20 protein-coding genes are annotated in these 21,107 nt (G+C 53.4%); 1 reads left to right on the top strand and 19 read right to left on the bottom strand.

All coding sequences use genetic code 11. From position 1 onward, the window contains the following. Window positions 1-191 precede the first annotated feature (191 nt). The 6 genes from KSY82_RS06735 to KSY82_RS06710 all read right to left on the bottom strand — a co-directional run bounded on the left by KSY82_RS06735 (window position 192) and on the right by KSY82_RS06710 (window position 5,996). The gene (locus tag KSY82_RS06735; protein ID WP_217750642.1) at window positions 192-1,334 is read right to left on the bottom strand and encodes a hypothetical protein; all 1,143 of its coding nucleotides are present in this window, start codon (window positions 1,332-1,334) and stop codon (window positions 192-194) included. Window positions 1,335-1,505: 171 nt separating this feature from the next. Then, the gene (locus KSY82_RS06730; RefSeq protein WP_217750639.1) at window positions 1,506-2,267 is read right to left on the bottom strand and encodes a TIR domain-containing protein; all 762 of its coding nucleotides are present in this window, start codon (window positions 2,265-2,267) and stop codon (window positions 1,506-1,508) included. A 42-nt stretch (window positions 2,268-2,309) separates the two neighbouring features. Next, window positions 2,310-2,492: a hypothetical protein gene (locus tag KSY82_RS06725; RefSeq protein ID WP_117636983.1), complete on the bottom strand. Its 183-nt coding sequence runs from the start codon at window positions 2,490-2,492 to the stop codon at window positions 2,310-2,312. Window positions 2,493-4,061: 1,569 nt separating this feature from the next. Next, window positions 4,062-4,454 (bottom strand): P-loop NTPase family protein, encoded by a 393-nt coding sequence (locus KSY82_RS06720; RefSeq protein ID WP_147332604.1) that lies wholly within the window; start codon window positions 4,452-4,454, stop codon window positions 4,062-4,064. Between the two features lie 109 nt (window positions 4,455-4,563). Continuing rightward, the gene (locus tag KSY82_RS06715) at window positions 4,564-5,415 is read right to left on the bottom strand and encodes a hypothetical protein (RefSeq protein ID WP_117769676.1); all 852 of its coding nucleotides are present in this window, start codon (window positions 5,413-5,415) and stop codon (window positions 4,564-4,566) included. 140 nt (window positions 5,416-5,555) lie between these two features. Beyond that, window positions 5,556-5,996, bottom strand: coding sequence for a restriction endonuclease subunit S (locus KSY82_RS06710; protein ID WP_217750648.1), 441 nt, complete (start codon window positions 5,994-5,996; stop codon window positions 5,556-5,558). A gap of 434 nt (window positions 5,997-6,430) precedes the next feature. Here KSY82_RS06710 and KSY82_RS06705 point away from each other — a divergent pair, with 434 nt between their 5' ends. Beyond that, entirely contained in the window at window positions 6,431-6,874 is a 444-nt protein-coding gene (locus tag KSY82_RS06705; RefSeq protein ID WP_147333349.1) for a hypothetical protein, read from the top strand. A 125-nt stretch (window positions 6,875-6,999) separates the two neighbouring features. On the opposite strand, the gene KSY82_RS06700 is transcribed toward KSY82_RS06705, so the two are convergent. The 13 genes from KSY82_RS06700 to KSY82_RS06640 form a co-directional block, all read right to left on the bottom strand. After that, window positions 7,000-8,259: a nucleotide sugar dehydrogenase gene (locus tag KSY82_RS06700; protein ID WP_217750637.1), complete on the bottom strand. Its 1,260-nt coding sequence runs from the start codon at window positions 8,257-8,259 to the stop codon at window positions 7,000-7,002. Window positions 8,260-8,328: 69 nt separating this feature from the next. Further along, on the bottom strand, window positions 8,329-9,366 hold the full coding sequence (locus KSY82_RS06695; protein WP_217750634.1) for an NAD-dependent epimerase/dehydratase family protein: 1,038 nt from the start codon (window positions 9,364-9,366) through the stop codon (window positions 8,329-8,331). A 26-nt stretch (window positions 9,367-9,392) separates the two neighbouring features. Continuing rightward, window positions 9,393-10,601 (bottom strand): glycosyltransferase, encoded by a 1,209-nt coding sequence (locus tag KSY82_RS06690; RefSeq protein ID WP_217750633.1) that lies wholly within the window; start codon window positions 10,599-10,601, stop codon window positions 9,393-9,395. Window positions 10,602-10,650: 49 nt separating this feature from the next. Beyond that, on the bottom strand, window positions 10,651-12,081 hold the full coding sequence (locus KSY82_RS06685) for a lipopolysaccharide biosynthesis protein (RefSeq protein WP_217750632.1): 1,431 nt from the start codon (window positions 12,079-12,081) through the stop codon (window positions 10,651-10,653). Further along, a complete protein-coding gene (locus tag KSY82_RS06680) occupies window positions 12,081-13,325 on the bottom strand; it encodes a hypothetical protein (RefSeq protein ID WP_217750631.1) in 1,245 nt (414 codons plus the stop codon). Before KSY82_RS06680 ends, KSY82_RS06685 begins: the two co-directional genes overlap by 1 nt. 34 nt (window positions 13,326-13,359) lie before the next feature. Further along, complete coding sequence (locus KSY82_RS06675) at window positions 13,360-14,445, bottom strand: glycosyltransferase (protein WP_217750630.1); 1,086 nt, start codon at window positions 14,443-14,445, stop codon at window positions 13,360-13,362. A gap of 9 nt (window positions 14,446-14,454) precedes the next feature. Beyond that, window positions 14,455-15,537 carry a glycosyltransferase family 4 protein gene (locus tag KSY82_RS06670; RefSeq protein ID WP_217750629.1) on the bottom strand — a complete coding sequence of 361 codons (1,083 nt, stop codon included), beginning with the start codon at window positions 15,535-15,537 and terminating at the stop codon, window positions 14,455-14,457. 21 nt (window positions 15,538-15,558) lie between these two features. Beyond that, window positions 15,559-16,053, bottom strand: coding sequence for an acyltransferase (locus KSY82_RS10485; RefSeq protein ID WP_217750628.1), 495 nt, complete (start codon window positions 16,051-16,053; stop codon window positions 15,559-15,561). A gap of 2 nt (window positions 16,054-16,055) precedes the next feature. Then, window positions 16,056-17,237, bottom strand: a complete 1,182-nt coding sequence (gene wecB, locus KSY82_RS06660; RefSeq protein ID WP_217750627.1) for a non-hydrolyzing UDP-N-acetylglucosamine 2-epimerase — start codon at window positions 17,235-17,237, stop codon at window positions 16,056-16,058. Window positions 17,238-17,241: 4 nt separating this feature from the next. Then, window positions 17,242-18,459, bottom strand: a complete 1,218-nt coding sequence (locus KSY82_RS06655; protein WP_217750626.1) for a polysaccharide biosynthesis C-terminal domain-containing protein — start codon at window positions 18,457-18,459, stop codon at window positions 17,242-17,244. Window position 18,460: 1 nt separating this feature from the next. Then, window positions 18,461-19,519: a polysaccharide biosynthesis protein gene (locus KSY82_RS06650; RefSeq protein WP_217750625.1), complete on the bottom strand. Its 1,059-nt coding sequence runs from the start codon at window positions 19,517-19,519 to the stop codon at window positions 18,461-18,463. Beyond that, entirely contained in the window at window positions 19,520-20,296 is a 777-nt protein-coding gene (locus KSY82_RS06645) for a WecB/TagA/CpsF family glycosyltransferase (protein WP_217750624.1), read from the bottom strand. Continuing rightward, window positions 20,296-21,045, bottom strand: a complete 750-nt coding sequence (locus tag KSY82_RS06640; protein WP_368042042.1) for a sugar transferase — start codon at window positions 21,043-21,045, stop codon at window positions 20,296-20,298. The genes KSY82_RS06645 and KSY82_RS06640 overlap by 1 nt, the downstream gene beginning before the upstream one ends. Window positions 21,046-21,107: the final 62 nt, after the last annotated feature.

Genomic DNA, 21,107 nt, shown 5'->3' with positions numbered 1-21,107 from the left:
ACGTCAATGGTATACGGGTGCATCATCGACGTCTTCAATACAGAAAATATCAGTGTGCGGAATGTACGGATTGCTGCCGTATCCTTAGTAATAAAAACTGTCCGTTCAGTAGTAGGGGCGCGCCGGCGTTAGCCGGTGCGCCCCTACTTTGGGAAACATAAAACTCGCTTTTAATCGGTTGCCTGCGTAGCTCAAAGCGGGAACAACCGCCATGACGATGCATGCGATACCGAGCAGCGGTGCGCGGCAGCTATAAGCGCTGCTCCTAGCAGGAATAGCGCTAATGAGGCGGCGATCCAGTTGCTGTCGGCGGTCTTGGGGAGCGTGGCGGTGGCGGCGCCGGCAGCCTTGGCCTTGGATGGCGTGGACACCGTGGTCCTGTTTACTGTCGTTTTGGTTGTCGTGATCGTCTTGGGCGTCGCAGTCGCGGGCTTCAGGGCGGGATCCGTCGCGGACCCGGCACCGGGCTGCCCACCGGCAGGACCGGCGCCACCAGCCGGCTCGCCCGCGCCACCGGGCACCTCGCGCCCGTCGGTCTCCCCCGCCGGCGCCGTCGCGCCCTCGGGCTCAATCACCACATGCGGAGCCATGGCCCCGGAGGCATCCACCACGCCGCCGGCGCCAAAGGCCCCGCCAGCAGGCGCCACAAACCGCGCAGACACAAGCGACCCACCCGTGCAAGCAACCCCGCCATCGGCACCGGTCGCATCCAGCCACGAGGCATCGACGGAAAGCCGACTGCCGGCCGCGCCATCCCCAATGCCATCGTCCTGCAGATACACGCCGTAGGCGCGCACGCCCGCTCCGGACCCGGCGCCCGCGGCAACGACGCGCCCGCCGCCGCGCACGGCCATGTCGCCGGCAATCACGCCGGCGACCGCCTCGTTTGTAATATCGGCCCCGTCTGCCCGCGCATCGACGGTGCAGCCGTCAACCACGAGCGCCTGCGACACGTGGATCCCGCACTGCGAGCCCGTCGCCGTCAGGGTCCCGGTGCCGCGAAGCGTCAGGTTGCCCCACACCTCCATGCCGCACAGCGTGATGTCCGCATCGGGCGCATGCGACTCCGTCACGGAGTTCTGCCCGGCAAGCGTCAGCACCAGGTCGCCCTCGGCGCCGATGGCCTCGCCCGCGTAGCCATTAAGCTCCAGGTGGTCGGCATCGGTCCAGGCCCAGCCAGGACCCGACACGCCCGGCTCGTAGTACGTCGCGCCCGCGATGATGAGGCTCTCCGCGCCCGCGGCATAAGAAGGCCCGCCCAGCAAAACGCATAGGCAGGCCATGGCAGCGATCGCGATGTGATGACGGCCGGTGTGGGACTCGGCAGCAAACATAGCCGCTCCGATCTTCGCAGGAGCCAATAGAATATGCACCAGAAAAATGCCCTGGTAGCAGCACCTATTAGTTTAGCGAGATCAATGCGGGAGCAAAGAGAAATCGTGTGGGCAATGTCCACAATTAGGTGTAAATCGTTTTGCCAGTCGGTGAAAGGAGGGATCAACAGATTAGATATCCATCTTATTAAAGTCGATGGAATATCCCATGGACTTGAGTTCTTTCAAGAGGCCGAACTCCCAACTGTCTGTTCCGGTATAAACGACGCCCTGTAGATCGGAGGGAATCTCGATACCTTTGTCAACAAGAATTGCAACGTTTTCCCTGCCAAGCCGACCAATAAAGTATCCGGCTTCAAATACAACATTTTGTCTAGCCCTGAGCTTTTCCGACTGTTCTGCCTGGGCTCTTCCTTCGTCGTCCGCCGTAAAAAGGCATACCGCTCCTGCTGCATCGCCTTCAATTTCCAGCTTTTCGATGATTGTCTTGCCCTGATTTGACTGCTCGTTTAGGACAACCGCCGTCAGGCCCTGCCTTTCGATGATTCTCGCGACCCTTTCCCTAAGCTCTCCGTTGTGACCATGAACGATAAATACCTTCGAATAATCTCCAACATTTGCAGTCGATCCGGTTTCCCCTTCGTCTGAAAACTCATCAAGGTATGTCTCCAGCACAGCTTTTGCACTGCGCAGGCCGTCCGCACAGGCTTCAACGAAAGCCGAGTCGGGCGTACCGGAGGTGAAGAAAGACAACGAGTAGCTGATTTTGTTAAAGCTTTTAAATTCGTAGCTGTCTTTTCCAAATCGCCTAATTAAAAGCCTGTCCGCCCTTGTCTTCCATGCTTTAAAGTCAGGCGAACTAGAGCTGATGTATTTCTTTGAAAGTTCGTCTGCTGTTTCGCACAACTGCTGCAAAATTTCAAAATCAGACATTAAGCCTTCTTTCTATAACCAATAACGGAGCTAAGAAGCATCTTATTCCAATGAGCGGCCAAATCTCTTTACTGTTTCCTCGGTGCCCCTATCGGAGATGGACTTGCCCAGTGCGAACTCAATAGCGTCCAGCAAAGCCATGACGCGAGCTTTGAAATAGGCATCAAAGTCATCATTAATGAACGCATCCCAGTCAATGAGATTCGATTCGATGACGGAGTTCACAGTGTTCGATGTCAGCTTTCTTAACGAATTTCGCTGAGTAGACGCTGGGGGCCGCGCCTCCAATTTCTGTGCCCGAATAGGAGTACGAGCACGTCGGTCAAGATGCATTCGGTGGTCAACATGGCGGGATCTATCTGCGAGCGGAAAACAAGCGGCGCTGCTAATGGTAGCGCCGCTCGCATCATCAAAGAAGAATCGTTATCGATTGTCTCTGGGACTTTTCGTTCAAAACCAGAGCATGTCGACTACTGCTTATCGAAGTACATCCACCCTACAGGCTGCATTAGATCGTAATAATCGACGGGCGTTTTGAAGCGAATCCTGCCCAAATAACCACGCTTTTCAGCAACCAACTGCATCTGTCTGCGTCACGGCAAACTCTTTGAATTGGCGTTGCGGCAAGTTTGTCTTAAGAAAATAAGGCTGTTAAGACAAACCCATTTTGACGTTTACGTAACGTCGACCATCGATCAAGCCGTATTATTCGGAGTTAGATTTATCGCCCCACGACGCTAAGCTGGTGACCATCCAGTGCCTTTTGATATCGATATAGACATCGCCAATCTGATTGTCCAAGCATTCATCGGACTCGTTACCTTGGGGGCCTTGATTGCCGCACTCTGGCAAAGTAACCAGAGCAAAAAGAACAGGGAGGACGACATCAAGCGGCATCAGCCATCCCGCATATCGGCATGGTACGAAGGGGATCGAAACCGAACTGATCAGCCCGAGGACAATCGGGTCGTCTGGCAATTCGTCGTGCTTCGAAACGAAAGCGAGTCCCCCGTCTACGACGTAATCGTCACCTGCGTCGGGATTAGCGGGGCCGGCCCCTCTTTCAAAGGTGAGGATAACCGCCCCGCTTATCCCAACCGCGTCTGCGTCGGCGCGCTTCCTCCTGGAGCATGGTGCATATGGCTCCCGACGGAAGGGCACGGAATGGGAGTACGCACGGCACCCGAAACGGCTTTCACCGACGCAAGCGGAACTTCATGGGTTCGGCGGGGCAACGGAAGGCTCGAGGAGATCCCTATGGAGCCAACCTCGTTCTACAGGCTGCCCCTTCCCTTGACCTGGCACGGATGCAAGAAGCTGACCGAGTAACCCCTTGGCATCGTCGTTTCAGGCATTGGGTTTTCCGGACTGGGACGCGAACTTCCCCAGATGTTCCGGATAACGGGAAAGTCAGAACTATTCGGGTTTGCGAGGCGGGATCGAGAGAGCGACTCCGCCCTATTATTTCGGTGCGTCCATGAATTGAAGTGAGATCGGCATCATCACCTCGAAGCACTTACATACAGATCCATATGGCAAAGGCAGCAATTCGCCACCTTGGTTGCAGCAGCGGAGGTTATTACTCAGGATACAAGCGGAAGTAGCCAAATAGGCGCTGGGCGCAACCGAGACGCAGCCAGAGAAGGGTGACATGAGAGTTGTTTCAGAGGATTGGGGTGATATGGATGAAGTTGACTGGTAAGTGCATCTCCAGGTTCAACGGATGACTGATCAAGGCCGTCTTTAGGTTCACGTAGGGATCCGCTTTTGCTGACAAACAAACACGTGATTGATTTATGGCTTCCAGACGCTTAGCGTGTCTGGAAGCTCATTTATTTTATTGTCAGCAACCACGAAGCCAGCGCTGAACCTCGCCCTAGTAATTGCAACATAGAGCTTGGAGCGTGTTTGCGGCTTCAGATCCGTCGAGGCATCTTGCAACCAAGAGGCCATATCGGCAACTGGATAAATCAAAACATGGTCATATGTTCGGCCTTTTGCTTTGCCGAAGTTGCAGATCGATGAAGCGTTCGCGGTCTGAGTGGCGACGCTACGTCTCAAAATCACTGGATCCAAAAACTCGCAATACCTTTGCGCAAGTGACTCTGGAATGGCCCAAACTCCATTATGGGTTTCATTTGAGGCGGCGCGCAAAGATGCGGTTGGTGAAAACTCCGGATAAACCATGTTTGCGAATCGCCATTCTTGATTTGCTGCTTTTTCGTTATCTTGTCTATGCAATGCAACTGAAACGCATCGGTGTCTCATCTGCAAATACTCGTAGGGCGATAAATGATTATTTAGCCGATCCTTCTTCGAATCCGAAAAGCAAACCGTCCTCATTTGGTAAACAGCCCCGTTCGACGCATTCCAAGATTAGCGCTTGCAATAATTTTGCAGAATCGGAAACACAAGACTCAGAAGGTTGTTTTCCCTCATGAACGGCTTCTGACCTTGCTCTATATAGTTTCTTTATTTCTTGCTGTTTTTGCTTGCCTCCTCCAAGAAACAAAGCTGCGAGAGTACTGACACGAAAAACAAGTTCGCTCCGGACTCCAAACAATGACTCAATCCCAGCCCATATAATCGCCATTTGAACTGAAGGTCGAAGCGATTGCTTGTAGCTCCACAAGGAATTCACCGCGGTCTCAAATCGCGTGTTTTTATCAAACAGTTCCCATGCGTCCCGATAATGCTGTCTTATCCACTGCTTCTCTGAATCGTTGATCACTTTCAATTTTCTTGGAATGAACAACCTTGTAGAAAGAACAACATTGATTGCCGAGCATGGCGAAAAATCTTCTGTCCGCGAATCGCTCTGAACATGCCAATACAATTCGCAATTCAAAAGCGCGGACAATAGAACTATTGCAGATTGGGCATTCCAAACTCGAACTGCAAGCTCTTTGCCCTCTCCAACAACGCGCAACTGAGCTGTAGTTTTCCTAAGGACGGCAATCAAGACACCTAAATCGGTCTCATCTCCGCTGCCATATTTCATCACAGAATTTATCATGTCGTCCGGCGAGGCCTTGCACGTGGCCGGCAATAGAGAGAGGTGTTGCGTAAGCGGCAGCTCTTCGTCTATGGTTAATCCCATTAGGTATAGATATGAAGCAGCAGCCGATTCATTTACAACAATCATCATCTTCGCCCCCCTGCCATAGCGCTCTATACCTAATCCATCCGAACAGCGCCAAACTGAGAGACGTCGATTTCGCCCTACATGAGTTTGGGAAGCAATGCGTCACGCAGTTCGCCAAGAGCCTACGACTTGAGTATATTAGCCTATATGAGCTCAAGAATACCATTGAGCGTCGAAGTCGTTCTTTCTATTGCACAAGCTGGAGCAAACGGGACGTTCATCGACTTAATGTTTTTTAATGCAAGCTTGGTCTGAACGGCACCAACAGTTCCAAGCCTAATAGCTTCCATGCCCATTGAGCTACGAAGAAAGAAATACGACCACGCCGCAAAGTCGCCTTTATACGAAGTAAGTTTGTTGCAATTCTCTGTGAGGTTTGCCTCATCGAGCGTTTTTCCGATATACGCCGTAAGGCCAATCGTTCCGACAACGGAAACAATTAGATCGCCAGTGTTGACAACGTAGCGCGAAATATTAGATCGTGTTTCATCGTCGATATATAGCATTTCCGAAGTGAGTAAGAGAACAGAAGCGTTGTTTAAGTCGCGGACTCGAATATATGGATGAGAGTTTGCCTCTGCAATTAGCTCTGAACCTTTAGGGAGCCTCTAACCGCCCTTGACTTCGCAGAATGACTCGACTGAACGGTAATGATTTTCTCGCTTGTTCTCTTCAATTGTTTGAGCAAAAAGGGCTTCTCCGAGTTCAGCTAAATAATCATTTACCGGAACATAGGCCTGCACTTCAGAATTGTTTCCATCGAACCAAGGGGAAAGGAGCCCCCGGTGGAAGCGATGATCAATATGGTTCTAACACAGATGTAGCCGGTTCTAGACTATCTGCAGATAAAGCAATCTTAAAAGCAGTGCTCGAAAGCACTATGTGTAGCCATGCCGAAAGCAGCGTGCCCAGCAACTCGAGTCTACTCGGTCTCTTCCTTACCGACAAGGAAGTCGAGGGGTGCTCTCCGAGAACAATCGCGTACTACGAAAGCACCCTCAAACCATATGAGGCATGGATGGAAGAGAAGACGATGCTGAGCGAAGACGGCCGAATCGTCAGGGTGGACAACCCATGGTGTTCGTTCTACATCGACACCGAGCTGGCACCTGCGCTAGACGAGAGCAGGTGCGGGAAATGGATGTTCTACTTCAACGATATCGAGTTCGCGGAGGAAGTCTGCCGCAAGGCGGCCCTCGGAATGGTCGTCGCGGAATGCAAGCACAGCTCATTCGAGTCCGTTATCGAGAACGGCAGAGGCGTCGCCTGCTTCTACCTGAACTTGGACGACGTCGAAGCACATCGCCGCGTTGTCGCATTCATGTTGGAGCATGGCCTGGTTCGGAAGACGAAGTCGGGGAAGCTGTATAACATCGGCTTCAAGTTGGATGACCAGGCACGGGCGGGAGAATATGGAGCCGGTTTCAAGGCACGAATCACGTTGAGCGATCGCTCGAATTAGGCGAATTTTACCTGCGAAGAACAATGAAGGGCGGGGGTGTATCGGCTAATGCCGAACACCCCCGCCCTCGACGCGGTTAAAATAGCGAATGATTGAAGCGGATCAGCCTGGTTCCGCCCTCTCCCCTAGTCCCGTTTAAACAAATCCCTCGTGTACACCTTGTCCGCCACGTCCGCGAGCTCGTCGCTCCAGCGGTTGGCGACGATCACGTCGCACCCTGCCTTGAAGGCATCCAGGTCGTGGGTCACCTCGGAGCCGAAGAACTCCGGCGCGTCCAGCGTGGGCTCGTAGACCACCACGGGCACGCCCTTGGCCTTCACGCGCTTCATGACGCCCTGGATGGAGCTCGCGCGGAAGTTGTCGGAGTTGGACTTCATCGTCAGGCGGTAGACGCCCACGACCGGCTTCTCCTTGCCCTCGTACACGCGGTCCCACACCATCTGCAGCACCTCGTCGGCCACGAAGTCCTTGCGGGTGCGGTTGGCGTCCACGATGGCCTCGATCAGGTTCTGGGGCACGTCCCTGTAGTTGGCCAGCAGCTGCTTTGTGTCCTTGGGCAGGCAGTAGCCGCCGTAGCCGAAGCTGGGGTTGTTGTAGTGGCTGCCGATGCGCGGCTCCAGGCACACGCCGTCGATGACGTCGCGGGTGTTGAGGCCGCGGACCTCGCAGTAGGTGTCGAGCTCGTTGAAGTAGGCCACGCGCAGCGCCAGGTAGGTGTTGGCGAAGAGCTTGACGGCCTCGGCCTCGGTGGTGCCCAGCACGAGCTCGGGGATGCCTTTGGAGCCGTCGGCGTTCACGCGCTCCAGCTCGGCGGGGTCGGCGCCCTGCGCGAGCAGGCCGGCGAACTTCTCCGCCGCCGCGACGGCATCGGCGTCCTCCTTCGGCGCGCCCACCACGATGCGGCTGGGGTGCAGGTTGTCGTATAGCGCCTTGCTCTCGCGCAGGAACTCGGGGCTGAAGAAGATCTTGCTGTCGCCCAGCCTCTCGCGAAGGCCCGCGGTGTAGCCGACGGGGATGGTCGACTTGATGACGATCCAGGCGTCCGGGTTCACCGAGCGCACGGCGGCGATGGCGGCCTCGACGGAGCTCGTGTCGAAGAAGTTCCTGTCCGAGTCATAGTTCGTCGGCGTGGCGATGACGGCGTAGTCGGCGCCCGCGTAGGCCTCCGCCACGTCGACGGTGGCGTGCAGGTCGAGCTCGCGCTCCCCCGCCTTGGCCTCCGCCAGGAAGCGCTCGATCTCGTCGTCCTGGATGGGCGATACGTAGCTGTTAATCTTCTCGACCTTCTCGGGGACGATGTCAAGCGCGTGGACCTCGTTGTGCTGCGAGAGCAGGACGGCGAGGGACAGGCCGACGTAGCCGGTACCGGCGACAGCGATCTTCATGTCATTCTCCAATTGTCAAAGAGCAATAATTCGCATTAAAAATGGCCCCTGTTACAGGGCCATGATTTCCTAAATGTTGTAGTAGCGCTTATACCACTTGGCAAAGGCCCTCAGGCCGTCCTCGAGCGGCGTCGCGGGCTTGTAGCCCAGGTCGCGCTGGAGCGCCGTGGTGTCGGCGTAGGTGACGGGAACGTCGCCGGGCTGCATGGGCACGAGCTGCTTGTGGGCCTCGAAGTCGTAGTCGGCAGGCAGCACGCCCTCCTCCACCAGCACGCGCTGCAGCGTGTCGACGAAGTCGAGCAGGTTCTCGGGGTGCGAGTTGCCGATGTTGTAGACGCGGTGCGCGGCGAGCGGCAGCCCGTCCTCGCCCATCTTCACCTCGGGCGCGGCTTCCATGACGCGCCTCACGCCCTCGACGATGTCGCCGACGTAGGTGAAGTCGCGGCGGCAGTCTCCCATGTTGAAGATCTTGATGGTGTCGCCGCGGCGCAGCTTCTCGGTGAACCCGAAATAGGCCATATCGGGCCTGCCCATGGGGCCGTACACCGTGAAGAAGCGCAGGCCGGTCGCCGGGATGGAGTAGAGCTTGGAGTAGGCGGCCGCCATCAGCTCGTTGGACTTCTTGGTGGCGGCGTAGAGCGACACCGGCGAGTCCACGCGGTCCTCCTCGGAGAACGGCACCTTCTTGTTGCCGCCGTAGACCGAGCTGGAGCTCGCGTAGACCAGGTGCTTGACCGGGTGGTGGCGGCAGGCCTCGAGGATGTTGAAGAAGCCGATGAGGTTGCTCTCGAGGTAGGCGCGCGGGTTCTCGATGGAGTAGCGGACGCCCGCCTGGGCGGCGAGGTTCACAACGACGTCGAAGCCGTTCTCGGCGAACAGGCGCTCGATGAGGGCGGCGTCGCACAAGTCGCCGCGCACGAAAGTGAAGCGGCCGTCCGCGTCGGCCCCGGCCAGCATGCGCAGGCGCGCATCCTTGATGCCGGGGTCGTAGTAGCTGTTGAGGTTGTCGAGGCCGACGATCACGTCATCGGTCTCCTCGAGCAACTTCTTGACGAGGAAGGCACCGATGAAGCCGGCCGCTCCGGTGACGAGAATTTTATTTGACATATCGCTCCTTTGGATGATCGAAATAACTACTCGCGAATTGAAAGTACTGAATTGAGAAATGATGAAAATGAATCTATATAATTGTCAGATTCAAAGAGTTTTAAGGCCTTTTCTAGCGCAGCTCGTTTCATGCTGGTCAACTCATGGTCAGTTAAATTGCATGCGCTTGTAATTCCGTCAAGAAGAGCTTGATTGCTTAAATCTGGGATAACAATTCCATCAATCATATTCTCGAGAATAAGATCGGCTCCTCCGACCGCGTTGCATAACATCGGAACACCGTTCGACATGCACTCAGCGAATTTTGTTGAAAATCCGGCGCGAGAATATAAATCAGGAGTTCTAAATAGAATTCCAAAGTCAGATTCTTGCAGCATTTTGATTACGCTGCCATGGGAAACACGACCGTGAAAATGAACCTTATTAGATCTGGCAATGTTTCCCATTAAACTGACTGCCTGGTTTAAATCAATTCCAATTACATCGAGTACTGGTTGAGTGATTGCAGGAATAGCGTCATTACTTATAAGCGAAATAAACTCTGTAAGTGAGTCTTTTCCCCCAGCGGGAGAACCTGCATAGACAAACTTGGTTATAGTTCTCCGCTTCAATCCTTCTAGAGAGCAAGGGTCACTAAGAGAGTCTCCGGCCCTATTTAAGGGTGGTAAATAAAAAACCTTTGGATATCCTTGGGAGGAGTAAAGTGAATCGAAATGTTTTTTAAAAAAGGGCGAGATTGCGATAACTCCATCTAGCAATCTGTCCACTTCAGCCACCCGTTTAGAACGAGATTTCTCCACAAGCCAAGCAGCTAAATCTCCTGTAAATTTCGGAGTAAACCAATCGGTCTCATCAACGATTACGGGAACGTTAAAATCATGGCAATGATCTAAAACCCGTTTTGCAAGCTTATGTTGTATCCCGTAATAAATAACCAAGTCGGGCTGTATTTGATCGAAACATCGAGTGAAGGCTTTAAAGCTGAAGGAAGAAGAGATCCGCTCGTAATACTTTTTGGCTATTTGATGGTGCCCGAATTTCACCTCAAACGGAAAATCAAAGGGATAGTCGTAATTACTGCTTATGGCGTTGGATGACGGCTCAATTATTCCAGCAAGAACAAAATGGACGTTGAAGCCACATTTAACCAGCAAATCGGAAATTGCGAAAGCATGTTTTGTAGGAGCATTATCCCCCGGAATTGATTGAACTAAATATAAAACCTGTTTATTCATTCTGTAGTTCATTCCTGATCGATTCATTAATGCCGTTAACAAAAAACGGTTAATTCCGACGAAGGGACAATTTGTCCATAAGCAAATTAAATCCTTCGATATTCATCAGCTTAGATAGCACGATGTAACACCCTAAGGATCCGAGAGGGGCAACGATTAACGAAATAAGATTCCCGTTTGAAATGTGGATTAATAATAATGCGATCACCACGGAAAACAATGTGGCAATTGACGGCTTAAGAACGTCAATAAGCTGCTCAAATATGCCATAGCCGAGCACTTTTTTATTCGGGGTCATGTTAATTAACATTGAGACAAATCCGCAAATGGCACTTGAAAGGGAGATCGCAAATACACCAAAAGGAATCGACATAATTAAAACGATGAACGAAATAGCTTTCTTAATGACCTCAAGCTTAAAACAAAGGGCGCCTTGACCTGCTGCTTTAAGTGCCTGCCAATTCATAGATTGGAGGGGCTGAAATAGATAGAACAAGCACGCAACTTGAAGATACGGGACGCATTCCGCCCATTTTTGACCCAAAAGAACAAGAACTAGAGGATGCGCACACGCAGCCAAAATTCCCATCATGGGGAAAACGAGATAGGCAGAAAGCTGCATCGCTTTTCTAAGAACTGATTTGAGCGCGTATTGGCTGTCTTTCTTTTCAGCCATTAGAGGCAACATTACATTACTAATTGGAGTGTTTAAGTTGCCTACAATTAAAGCCGGGAATTGGTTGCCGCGATTAAAGAAAGCCAAGTCTGCGGAGGAATAGAATTTGCCGATGACTAAAGAACGGCCTTCTGTATAAATAGAATTAATAAGATTGGCACTTGTAAATTGTATTCCAAGGGGCAACAGCTCTCTTGCTGAACCAACCACGAATTTTAGTCTAGGCGTCCATTTTGTTAACCAAGCCATTAGTACCGTTGTCATCAGAACTGTAAGTATCTGCTGAATGATTAGCGCATAAATACCAAAACCCAACATTGCAGCTACGATAGCTGCTAATCCTGAGATCAAGGAGCTGAGGAACGATGCAGAAAATTGCAATCTAAATAAAAAGTTCTTTGCGATATAGGCCTTTTGAATTGCATTCAGTGCCGAAAGAGGAAGACGTAATGCCAGAACTCTTAGGTAAAGACACATATTTGCATTTCCATAGAAGTCTGCAATGCTTGGAGCCGCAAAAAATATCAATACATATAAGATGCTCGACAATGCAATTGAACATGACAACATTGTCGAGTAGTCAATTTGATTGATATCAGACTTTTGTATCAGCGCTTCGCCCAGTCCATTTGTGACGAGCACGTCTGCCAAATTTGTAAATACAAGCAGCAGCGAAAGAGTACCGTAATCACTCGGGGACAGCAAACGCGCCAAAATTAGGGAAATAACAAATAGGGTACCTTGCGTGGCAAATCTCTCACCTATTGCCCAAAACATACTGGTTGCAGCCTTGTTCGAAGCCATTATTTTTCACCATCCGCATTGCGCATACGATTAGATCTTTCTGGTTCAATGTTGTTTAGGGCAAAACCAAAGGATGAAAATAGAAGCACGACCCCGACATTAATTGTGTAAGAGTAGTAAGTTGATAATCCCAGAATCGCCATGAGATAAAAGAGGGCAACAAATTTGCACTGGCTATTTTTGGAAGAACCAAATAGGCATCGCAACAGGACGTACAAAAGCGGAACAACGGCTAAAACGCCAAAATGAAACATCAAATAAATTATTTGATTATCGAAAAAAGGATAATTTGAATTCGTGCCATATCTATATCCAGCGCTAATTCCGTTGCCGAATATAAGCGATGCCGGTTCAACCTGGCTATAGAAAATATCATATTGGTTAGACCGTGTATCTTCTCCGATTCTGTTTAAAAACGAATCAAGAACTTCAGGATAGATCAACGACAATGCCAAAAGTGCCGTTCCAGTTGCAAAAATAACAATTACTGTTCGTTTAAAAACTTTGTCAATTCCTTTAGCCATAAAAGTTGCAACAAGCATGACTAGCATTGGTTGGATTAACCAACTTCTGGTTGCCAGCATTAATGCGGTGATGCAGGCCAGGATGCCTATGCCCATCGTTATGAAATAGGCGTGTTCATCATTAGATTTAAGCACCACGGTTGACCAATATAAACTGATGCCAAATGCAAAATAGTCCCTCGCAGGACACCATCCGATATAAGATCCAAAGCCACAAAGATATTTAAATTTAATAATTGATGCTAGTGAGGCGATAAAACAAATCAATGATAACAGCGGGACCCATTCTTTAATCAACTGCTCGATTCTTGGATCCTCTGTTAATAGGTAGAATAGAGGAATGATAAATACAGTGGTTGGAACATTTCCAAAGAGCACGCTGGTTAAGTCGCCCGCATTATTGACTACGGCCATTAAGCTATAAATTATTAGTCCAAAAACTGAACAAGATATAACGAGCCAATTAGCTTTTCGTGATTTACTAATTGCACGCAACAAGAGAATCGAAAAGCTGATCTGTTGAATCAAATCAAATAAAGAAGCAAAGCGTCCGTTTGAAGTACTGAATGCAAAGCGGTTAACTTCCCAGTCAGTAGCAAGTGAGTATGATGACCCCAAATCTCGAAGAAAGGGAACCATGAGGCCGGAAATCACTGCTATTGCTAACAACAGGTCAGTGATCCTTCTATTATGATTGTATTGTTTCAACTGATAATGCAATTCTGTTTTCCTTATTGGAGACGTTTGGGCGATTCTATTTAAAGAGAAGATTTGCCCATTCATTGCCAATAGTTTCTAAAGATAGGGACTGCCTTAACATCAGGGCATTATTAGACAGTAGATTCGAGAATGATTGATCTTCAACGATCCTGTTGAACGCTTCGCTCTCAGCAAGATCGTCATCAATATCGACCAAAATGCCGTTCACGCCATTCCGAATAACTGCTTCTGCTCCACCACCGCCACATTTGGTGCAAATTGTTGGAACCCCCATGCACAAGGACTCAAGCATCGAATTAGATAGACCCTCGAACTTTGATGACATTACAAAAGCCGATGCAGTTCTAATGTGCAAAAGAGCGTCAGAAGAAAAGCCCATAAATTTGATTGAATCATCCATGTCAAGGCTATGAACAAGGTTTTCTAGTTCTGATTGAAGGCTTCCCTTGCCAAAGATTTCAAGAATATATTCAGGGTGTTTTTTATGAAATAGCGCAAATGACCTGATTGTCATCGAGTGATTTTTTTGAAGTTCAAGCCGTCCCGCTGTGACGATTGCTTTTCTTCTAAGCCCAGAATACGGTTCAGGAAGTTCACTAGATATTGGATTTAAGATGATTTTTGAATTCGCCTGAAGGCATCTCGGCATTAAACTTGCCTGGCTTTTTGTCTGAAACACAATTGCATCGGACCTTCGATACAACATGTTTCTAATGAATGGGAGGGTCTTATTGCCAGGAAAATCATATCTCGGATCGTTTCGCACTGAAACAATAACCCTATTTGGAAGTCCGATAGTCGCGATAAGCGTATACATGTTTTGATGTGGCAAAAATGAAATCACCGTGGCTTTGGGCCGTTCGGAAACAAAACGCCGTATTAGCTTGACCTGGTCGAGTGGCTTAAGCGAAGCGTCTGCAAACTCAGAACACACTTCAACTCCATCTGGCACTTCATATTCAATAACGTTACTTTTAGTCAAGAAATAGGTAAATCTAATACCATGAGAAACGAAGTACGATGCAAGCGCAAGAGAGACGCGCTCGGCACCGCCACCCATCAAGGAAGGATGAACAAAGACAATGTGCCCAGCTTCATGTGCTAACTTCTTTGAATTCAATTTAATCCTCTAATTACCGCTGACAGCATTGCAATAGATACCGAGTATTTCGCTCAAGAGCAAGTTGATATCAAATGAACTGAGTATCTTTTTTCGGGCCAAAGTTCCCATTTCTTTTCTAAGCTCGCTTGATTCGAGAAGATGATTCAATGCAACGGCCAGGGCTTGATAGTTATCTACCGGAATCAGAACGCCATTAACACCATCATTAATTACTTGAGGAATTCCGCCAACGGGAGTGGCAACAGTTGGAATTCCTCTGGCCATGGCTTCAAGAACGCTCATGGGGAGCCCCTCGTTTTTGGAGGGGAGGCAGTACACCGCGGCACGCTCAAAGAGCTCCTCACGTTCTGCGCCCGCGACCCAGCCGTGGAACTCGCAGCGGTCGGCAATACCGAGCTCTGACGCAAGAGATTTATTCTTTTCGACCTCTCCGTCTCCGCCGAATACGACCTTGGTGTCGGGAAAACGCGACAGGATTTCTCTTGACGCGCGCAAGAGCACGTCAGGGCTCTTGTTCGCGTCAAGACGTCCTAAAAAAAGGACGTCTTGACGCGAACAAGGTGCGCACGGCTGGTCTGGAACTTTGACACCGTTATGAACAACGTCAATCTTCTCCAGGTCGCAAACGTTTTTTGAAAAATAGTCGCGCCACTCTTCCGACAGAACCACAACTCGGTCGGCGATACTAAAGGTCTTTCTAACATCACGACGGTAGGATTCTCCACCCTCTTCGAAGGCCTTCTTAAACTCACCATCGTGGTCGTGGAGTATTACGTACTTGCCTGCTTTGTGGGCCATACGAGCCATAATTGACTTACGTTTGTAGGAGCCACGGGCGCTAATATGTAAATGAATAATGTCATAGGATGGCATGATCATCGCATAGCGAATCAACGCTCGGGAAAATGCGACGGTTTTACCGAGCGTTGAGGAACCGATGCCCGTCCCCAGGTACTCAAAGGCATCGCATGCCTCAGGGAGACCTGCGTCTAGATAACCTTTCACGACTGAGACGATTCCGCCGTGAAGAAAGAGATCAGGTCCGACCATCAACACCTTTGCATGGACGTGCGGATAACCTTTAGTCATTGATTTCCTCTTACCGAAAGCTTAGACGGCGAGCTGGAAGCCCCCCCAGATTGAAAACTCCGGGCCAACGTCTTTTGTCACTACCGTACCGGCTGCAATCACACAATGGTCGGCAATTCTAACGCCCTTAAGAATCGTTACGCCGCTGCCAATCCATACATCATTGCCGATGACGACATCTTGATCATTCTCTGGAAGCTTGTCCGACTCATCAAGCGTCATCATGGGTCGGTCGAGAACATCTGTACGATGGTCTCCAGTAATAATTGTAAGATGAGGGCCGCTCATGACGTAATTGCCGATATGAATCTTCGCACGGGTCGTCAGAAACGTTGCTCCTGGGCCAATATATACATCATGTCCCATGTAAATATTTTCAATCCCCTGAATTTCACTACGACGACCGATAGTTACGTTTTTACCGCATGATGCAAAGGAGCGACGTAGGGCAGGGAGCAAGAGCAATTTGTTATAAGCTCGCGAGATACCATCAAGCAATCTGTACCCAGCGCCCATGGCTAAGATTTCCTCCACACCATCTTGTCCACGACGCCGGTGTAGCTCTGGATGATCTTGACGACCTTGGTGGAGACGGTCTCGTCGGCGTAGTCGGGCACGGGCGCCTCGGGCAGCGACCCCTCCGCGTCGAGCTCGACGGCGGTGTGGACCGCCTGCAGCAGCCCCCTCTCGGAGATGCCGGCCAGCGTGAAGCATGCCTTGTCCAGCGCCTCCGGGCGCTCGGTGGAGGTGCGGATACACACCGCCGGGAACGGATGCCCGACGCTCGCGAAGAAGCTGGACTCCTCGGGCAGGGTGCCGGAGTCGGACACCACGGCGAAGGCGTTCATCTGCAGGCAGTTGTAGTCGTGGAAGCCCATGGGCTCGTGCATGCACACGCGCGGGTCCAGCTTGAAGCCGGTGGCCTCCAGGCGCTTGCGGGAGCGCGGGTGGCAGGAGTACAGGATCGGCATGTCGTACTTCTCGGCCAGGGCGTTGATGGCGGTGAACAGGCTCGTGAAGTTCGCCTCGGTGTCGATATTCTCCTCGCGGTGGGCGGAAAGCAGCATGTAGCGCTTGGGCTCCAGGCCGAGCTCGGAGAGGACGTCGGAGGCCTCGATCTTCTCAAGGTTGGCGCGCAGGACCTCGGCCATGGGAGACCCCGTGACGTAGGTGCGCTCGGGGGCGCAGCCGGTGTCCTTCAGGTAGCGGCGGGCGTGCTCGGAGTAGGCCAGGTTGACGTCGGAGATCACGTCGACGATGCGGCGGTTGGTCTCCTCGGGCAGGCACTCGTCCTTGCAGCGGTTGCCGGCCTCCATGTGGAAGATGGGGATGTGCAGGCGCTTTGCCGCGATGGCGGACAGGCAGCTGTTGGTGTCGCCCAGGATCAGCAGCGCGTCGGGCTGGACCTGGACCATCAGCTTGTACGAGGCCGCGATGATGTTGCCCACGGTCTCGCCCAGGTCCGCGCCCACGGCGTCCAGGTAGACGTCCGGGTCGTCCAGCGACAGGTCGCGGAAGAAGATGCCGTTGAGCGTGTAGTCGTAGTTCTGGCCGGTGTGCGCCAGCAGGCAGTCGAAGTGGCGGCGGCACTTCTTGATGACCTCGGACAGGCGGATGACCTCGGGGCGGGTGCCCACGATGATCAGGAGCTTCAGGCGGCCGTCGTCTTTGAATTCGATATCGGAATAGTCCTTGCCCATGCGGTTAGACCTCCTCGTAGTAGGTGTCGGGGTTCTCGGGGTCGAAGGGCTCGTTGGCCCACATGACCGTCACGAGGTCCTCGGTGTCGGACAGGTTGGTGATGGAGTGCGTGTAGCCGGGAATCATCTCCACGGCCCGCATGTCGGAACCCGAGACGACATACTCGTCGACGGGGAACGGGTTGCCGTCGGCGTCCTCCCCCACCTTCCTGAGCTTGATCGACGCGGTGCCGGACACCACCAGAAACCTCTCCCACTTGCTCATGTGCCAGTGGTTGCCCTTGGTGATCCCGGGCCTGGACACGTTGATCGAGACCTGGCCGCGCTCGGGCGTGCGCAGGAACTCGGTGAACGAGCCGCGCGCGTCCACGTTGGGCTTGAGGCCATAGGAGAAGTTCCCCGGCTCGTAGTAGGACAGGAACGTGCTCCAGAGCTTCTTGGAGAAGGAGCCCTCCGCGAGGTCGGGCACCGAGAGCGTCTCGCGGCTGTCTCGGAAAGTGCCCAGCAGGTAGACGATCTCGCCCAGGGTCTTCACGTCGGTCCCGGGAACGTAGCAGAACCCGTCACCGTCGACGCGCTCCAGCCCCTCGTAGCCGCAGCGGTGCTCCTCGCCAAGCAGGGCGTCCAACATCTCGTCGACGAGGTCGTCGATGTAGAGAAGCTCCAGCTCGACGGTGGGGTCGTTGACGGTGTAGGGGCGGCCGTTGGCGACGGCGTCGCAGAAGGTGGCCACGGCGGAGTTGTAGCGCGGGCGGCACCACTTGCCGTAGAGGTTGGGGAAGCGGTAGATGAGCACGGGCGTTCCGGTCCTCTCGGAGTACTCGCGGAACAGGCCCTCCCCCGCCAGCTTCGACTCGCCGTAGACCGAGCCCTCGAAGCGGCCCGACAGGCTCGCCTGCGCGGAGCTGGAGAGCATGACGGGGCACTTATTCCCGTGGCGCTCGAGGGCGTCCAACAGCGTGGAGGCGAACCCGAAGTTGCCCTCCATGAACTCGGATTGCTCCTTTGGGCGGTTGACGCCGGCCAGGTTGAAGACGAAGTCCGCGCGGGAGCAGAAGTCCTCCAGCTCCTCCTGGGTCGAGTCGACGTCGTACTCCATGACCTCGAGGGGAAGGAGTTGCTGGTATTTGGCGCGGCGGTCCTTGCCGTCCCTTATGTTCTTGAGGGCGCAGCAGAGGTTCCTGCCCACGAACCCCTTCGCGCCGGTGACGAGGACGCGCACCCTACTGCACCGCCTCGTGCTCGCGGCCCTCCAGGGCCAGCTGCACGTACTCGGCGGTCTTGATCTTGGCGATGGTGCCCGCAACGTCGAGACGCTCCGTGTTGTGGGAGGTGTAGGACTCGTCGGCCTGGGTCTCCACCTCGCCGTCCACGACGAACTTGTCGTAGTTCAGGTCGCGCGAGTCGCAGGCCACGCGGTAGTAGCCGCCCATGTCCTCGGCGCGCAGTCGCTCCTCGCGGGTCATGAGGGTCTCGAAGAGTTTCTCGCCGTGGCGGGTGCCGATGACCTGGGTGCCCACGCGGCCGAAGACCTCCTGCACGGCCTCGGCGAGGTCGCCGATGGTGGAGGCAGGGGCCTTCTGGATGAACAGGTCGCCGGGGTTGGCGTGCTCGAAGGCGAACTGCACCAGGTCCACGGCCTCGTCCAGGTTCATGAGGAAGCGGGTCATGTTGGGGTCGGTGACCGTCAGCGGCTCGCCCTTGCGGATGCGGTCGATGAACAGCGGGATGACGCTGCCGCGCGAGCACATGACGTTGCCGTAGCGGGTGCAGCAGATGGTAGTGCGGCCGGCGCCGTTGCGGGCGTTGGCGTAGATGATGGACTCCATCATGGCCTTGGACTTGCCCATGGCGTTGATGGGGTAGGCCGCCTTGTCGGTGGACAGGCACACGACGCGGTCCACGCCCTCCTCGATCGCGGCGTGCAGGACATTGTCCGTGCCGATGACGTTGGTGCGCACGGCCTCCATGGGGAAGAACTCACAGGAGGGAACCTGCTTCAGGGCGGCGGCGTGGAAGATGTAGTCCACGCCGTGCATGGCGTCGCGCACGCTCTGGGCGTTGCGGACGTCGCCGATGAAGAAGCGGACCTTGGAGGCGAGCTCGGGCGACCTCTCCTGCAGGCGGTGGCGCATGTCGTCCTGCTTCTTCTCGTCACGCGAGAAGATGCGGATCTCGGCCAGGTCGGTGTTCATGAAGTGCTTGAGCACGGTGTTGCCGAACGAGCCGGTGCCGCCCGTGATCATCAGGGTTTTATCTTTAAAGGTGGTCGAATCGTTCATCTATTTGCCTTCCTTACGTTTGGCTTTTGTAAACTGGTAAAAGAGAAATTTCGTATTAGTTACGAGGTATCGTTTGAAAAGCCGCTTCGGCTCTTGAATAAGTCTGTATAGCCACTCGAGACTCAGGTTTTGCATCCACATCGGCGCCTCTGGCACCACGCCGGCGAGAACGTTGAACGCTCCGCCAACACCGATCATCAACGGTTGCGGCCCTCCCTTGAGCTCGCGCATAAGAACTTCTTGACGGGGCGCGCCAAGAGCAATCCATGCGAAGTCTGCATCCGAATCAGCGATACGTCGCGAAAGGTCTCGCTTCTCGCTGTCGGAGAGCGGTCGGAAAACCGAAGGCTCCATGCCAGCGATTTCCAGGCCTGGATATTCCTCTTGAAGTGAATTTTTGAGGGCGTCGAGATTCTTCTGCTCGTTACCGTAGAAGTAATGGCTCCATCCTTGCTGCAAGGAAATATTGAATATCTCTCGCATCAGATCGGGTCCAGTTACACGCCCCATAGACTCTATTGTTTTACGTCCGACGACAGATAAAGGCTTGCCGTCGGGAACGGACATGAGGGAGTCAGCTTGGCAGGCCCAATAGGAAGGGTCGTCATGGGCCATAACCGAGGTATGAGCATTGGAAACGCAAATATATTCGCCATGTAGCTCATCTATATGGCGAGTGAGAAACTCGACACACTCAGACATATTGGTTCCCGTGATCGGAACATCGATTACGGGAACGCGCTTGAGCTCAACGAATTTAGAATAGTCCTGAAGCATTAGCACGCACCCTTACCGGTGATGACCTCGATCACCGTGAGGACAACGATCTTGAGGTCGGTAAAAATGCCCCGGTTGGCGATGTACTCCAGGTCTCGGCGGACCATGCCGTCGAACCCGATCGAATTGCGCTCCGTCACCTGCCACCAGCCGGTGATCCCGGGCTTCACGGCCAGGCGCTGCAGGTCGTACTCGGTGTACTCCGCGACCTCGTTGGGCAGCGGCGGGCGCGGGCCCACGACGGACATCTGCCCCAGGAACACGTTCAGGAACTGCGGGAATTCGTCGATAGAGTGCTTGCGGATGAACTTCCCGATCTTGGTGACGCGCGGGTCCTCCCTCATCTTGAACATGGCGCCGGCGATCTCGTTGCGCTCCTTGAGCTCGGCGAGGCGCTTGTCGGCGTCCTTGTACATACTTCGGAACTTCCACATGCGGAAAGTAGTCAAGCTGCCGTCGGGTCGAGTCTGGCCCACGCGGATCTGGCTGTAGAAGGGGTTGCCCTCGCTCTCAAGGCGGATGGCCGCGGCAAGCACAAGGCTGGGAACGGCGATGACGGCCAGCACGCAGCCGCTGAACACGACGTCAAAGGCGCGCTTAACGGCGCGGTAGACCAAGCGCGAACGATCCCAGTCCATGATGGACTGCATGGCCTTGTAGCGGCCGGCGCCCTCGCGTCGGTCCATGGCCTGAGCAATGAGCGCTGCCCCCGCAGGCGCATCCGTTGCAAATTGAGTTTTATCCGACACGTTTTCTTCCAAGACTTCGTCCCCGGGTCGGGGATCCTCCCTGTTCTGTGTGGCGACCGCCA

Origin of the sequence: Collinsella aerofaciens, from assembly GCF_019131995.1 — a bacterium.
Classification (GTDB): domain Bacteria; phylum Actinomycetota; class Coriobacteriia; order Coriobacteriales; family Coriobacteriaceae; genus Collinsella; species Collinsella aerofaciens_S.
The sequence above is the reverse complement of the archived record's forward strand: the minus strand, read 5'-3'. Positions and strand labels throughout refer to the sequence as shown.

What these genes read in the sequence shown, in the direction of transcription:
- KSY82_RS06735 (WP_217750642.1), bottom strand. Translation starts at nt 1,334, where the DNA reads ATGTTTGCTGCCGAGTCCCACACCGGCCGTCATCACATCGCGATCGCT.
- KSY82_RS06730 (WP_217750639.1), bottom strand. Translation starts at nt 2,267, where the DNA reads ATGTCTGATTTTGAAATTTTGCAGCAGTTGTGCGAAACAGCAGACGAA.
- KSY82_RS06720 (WP_147332604.1), bottom strand. Translation starts at nt 4,454, where the DNA reads ATGGTTTATCCGGAGTTTTCACCAACCGCATCTTTGCGCGCCGCCTCA.
- KSY82_RS06715 (WP_117769676.1), bottom strand. Translation starts at nt 5,415, where the DNA reads ATGATGATTGTTGTAAATGAATCGGCTGCTGCTTCATATCTATACCTA.
- KSY82_RS06705 (WP_147333349.1), top strand. Translation starts at nt 6,431, where the DNA reads ATGGAAGAGAAGACGATGCTGAGCGAAGACGGCCGAATCGTCAGGGTG.
- KSY82_RS06700 (WP_217750637.1), bottom strand. Translation starts at nt 8,259, where the DNA reads ATGAAGATCGCTGTCGCCGGTACCGGCTACGTCGGCCTGTCCCTCGCC.
- KSY82_RS06695 (WP_217750634.1), bottom strand. Translation starts at nt 9,366, where the DNA reads ATGTCAAATAAAATTCTCGTCACCGGAGCGGCCGGCTTCATCGGTGCC.
- KSY82_RS06690 (WP_217750633.1), bottom strand. Translation starts at nt 10,601, where the DNA reads ATGAATAAACAGGTTTTATATTTAGTTCAATCAATTCCGGGGGATAAT.
- KSY82_RS06685 (WP_217750632.1), bottom strand. Translation starts at nt 12,081, where the DNA reads ATGGCTTCGAACAAGGCTGCAACCAGTATGTTTTGGGCAATAGGTGAG.
- KSY82_RS06670 (WP_217750629.1), bottom strand. Translation starts at nt 15,537, where the DNA reads ATGACTAAAGGTTATCCGCACGTCCATGCAAAGGTGTTGATGGTCGGA.
- KSY82_RS10485 (WP_217750628.1), bottom strand. Translation starts at nt 16,053, where the DNA reads ATGGGCGCTGGGTACAGATTGCTTGATGGTATCTCGCGAGCTTATAAC.
- wecB (WP_217750627.1), bottom strand. Translation starts at nt 17,237, where the DNA reads ATGGGCAAGGACTATTCCGATATCGAATTCAAAGACGACGGCCGCCTG.
- KSY82_RS06650 (WP_217750625.1), bottom strand. Translation starts at nt 19,519, where the DNA reads ATGAACGATTCGACCACCTTTAAAGATAAAACCCTGATGATCACGGGC.
- KSY82_RS06645 (WP_217750624.1), bottom strand. Translation starts at nt 20,296, where the DNA reads ATGCTTCAGGACTATTCTAAATTCGTTGAGCTCAAGCGCGTTCCCGTA.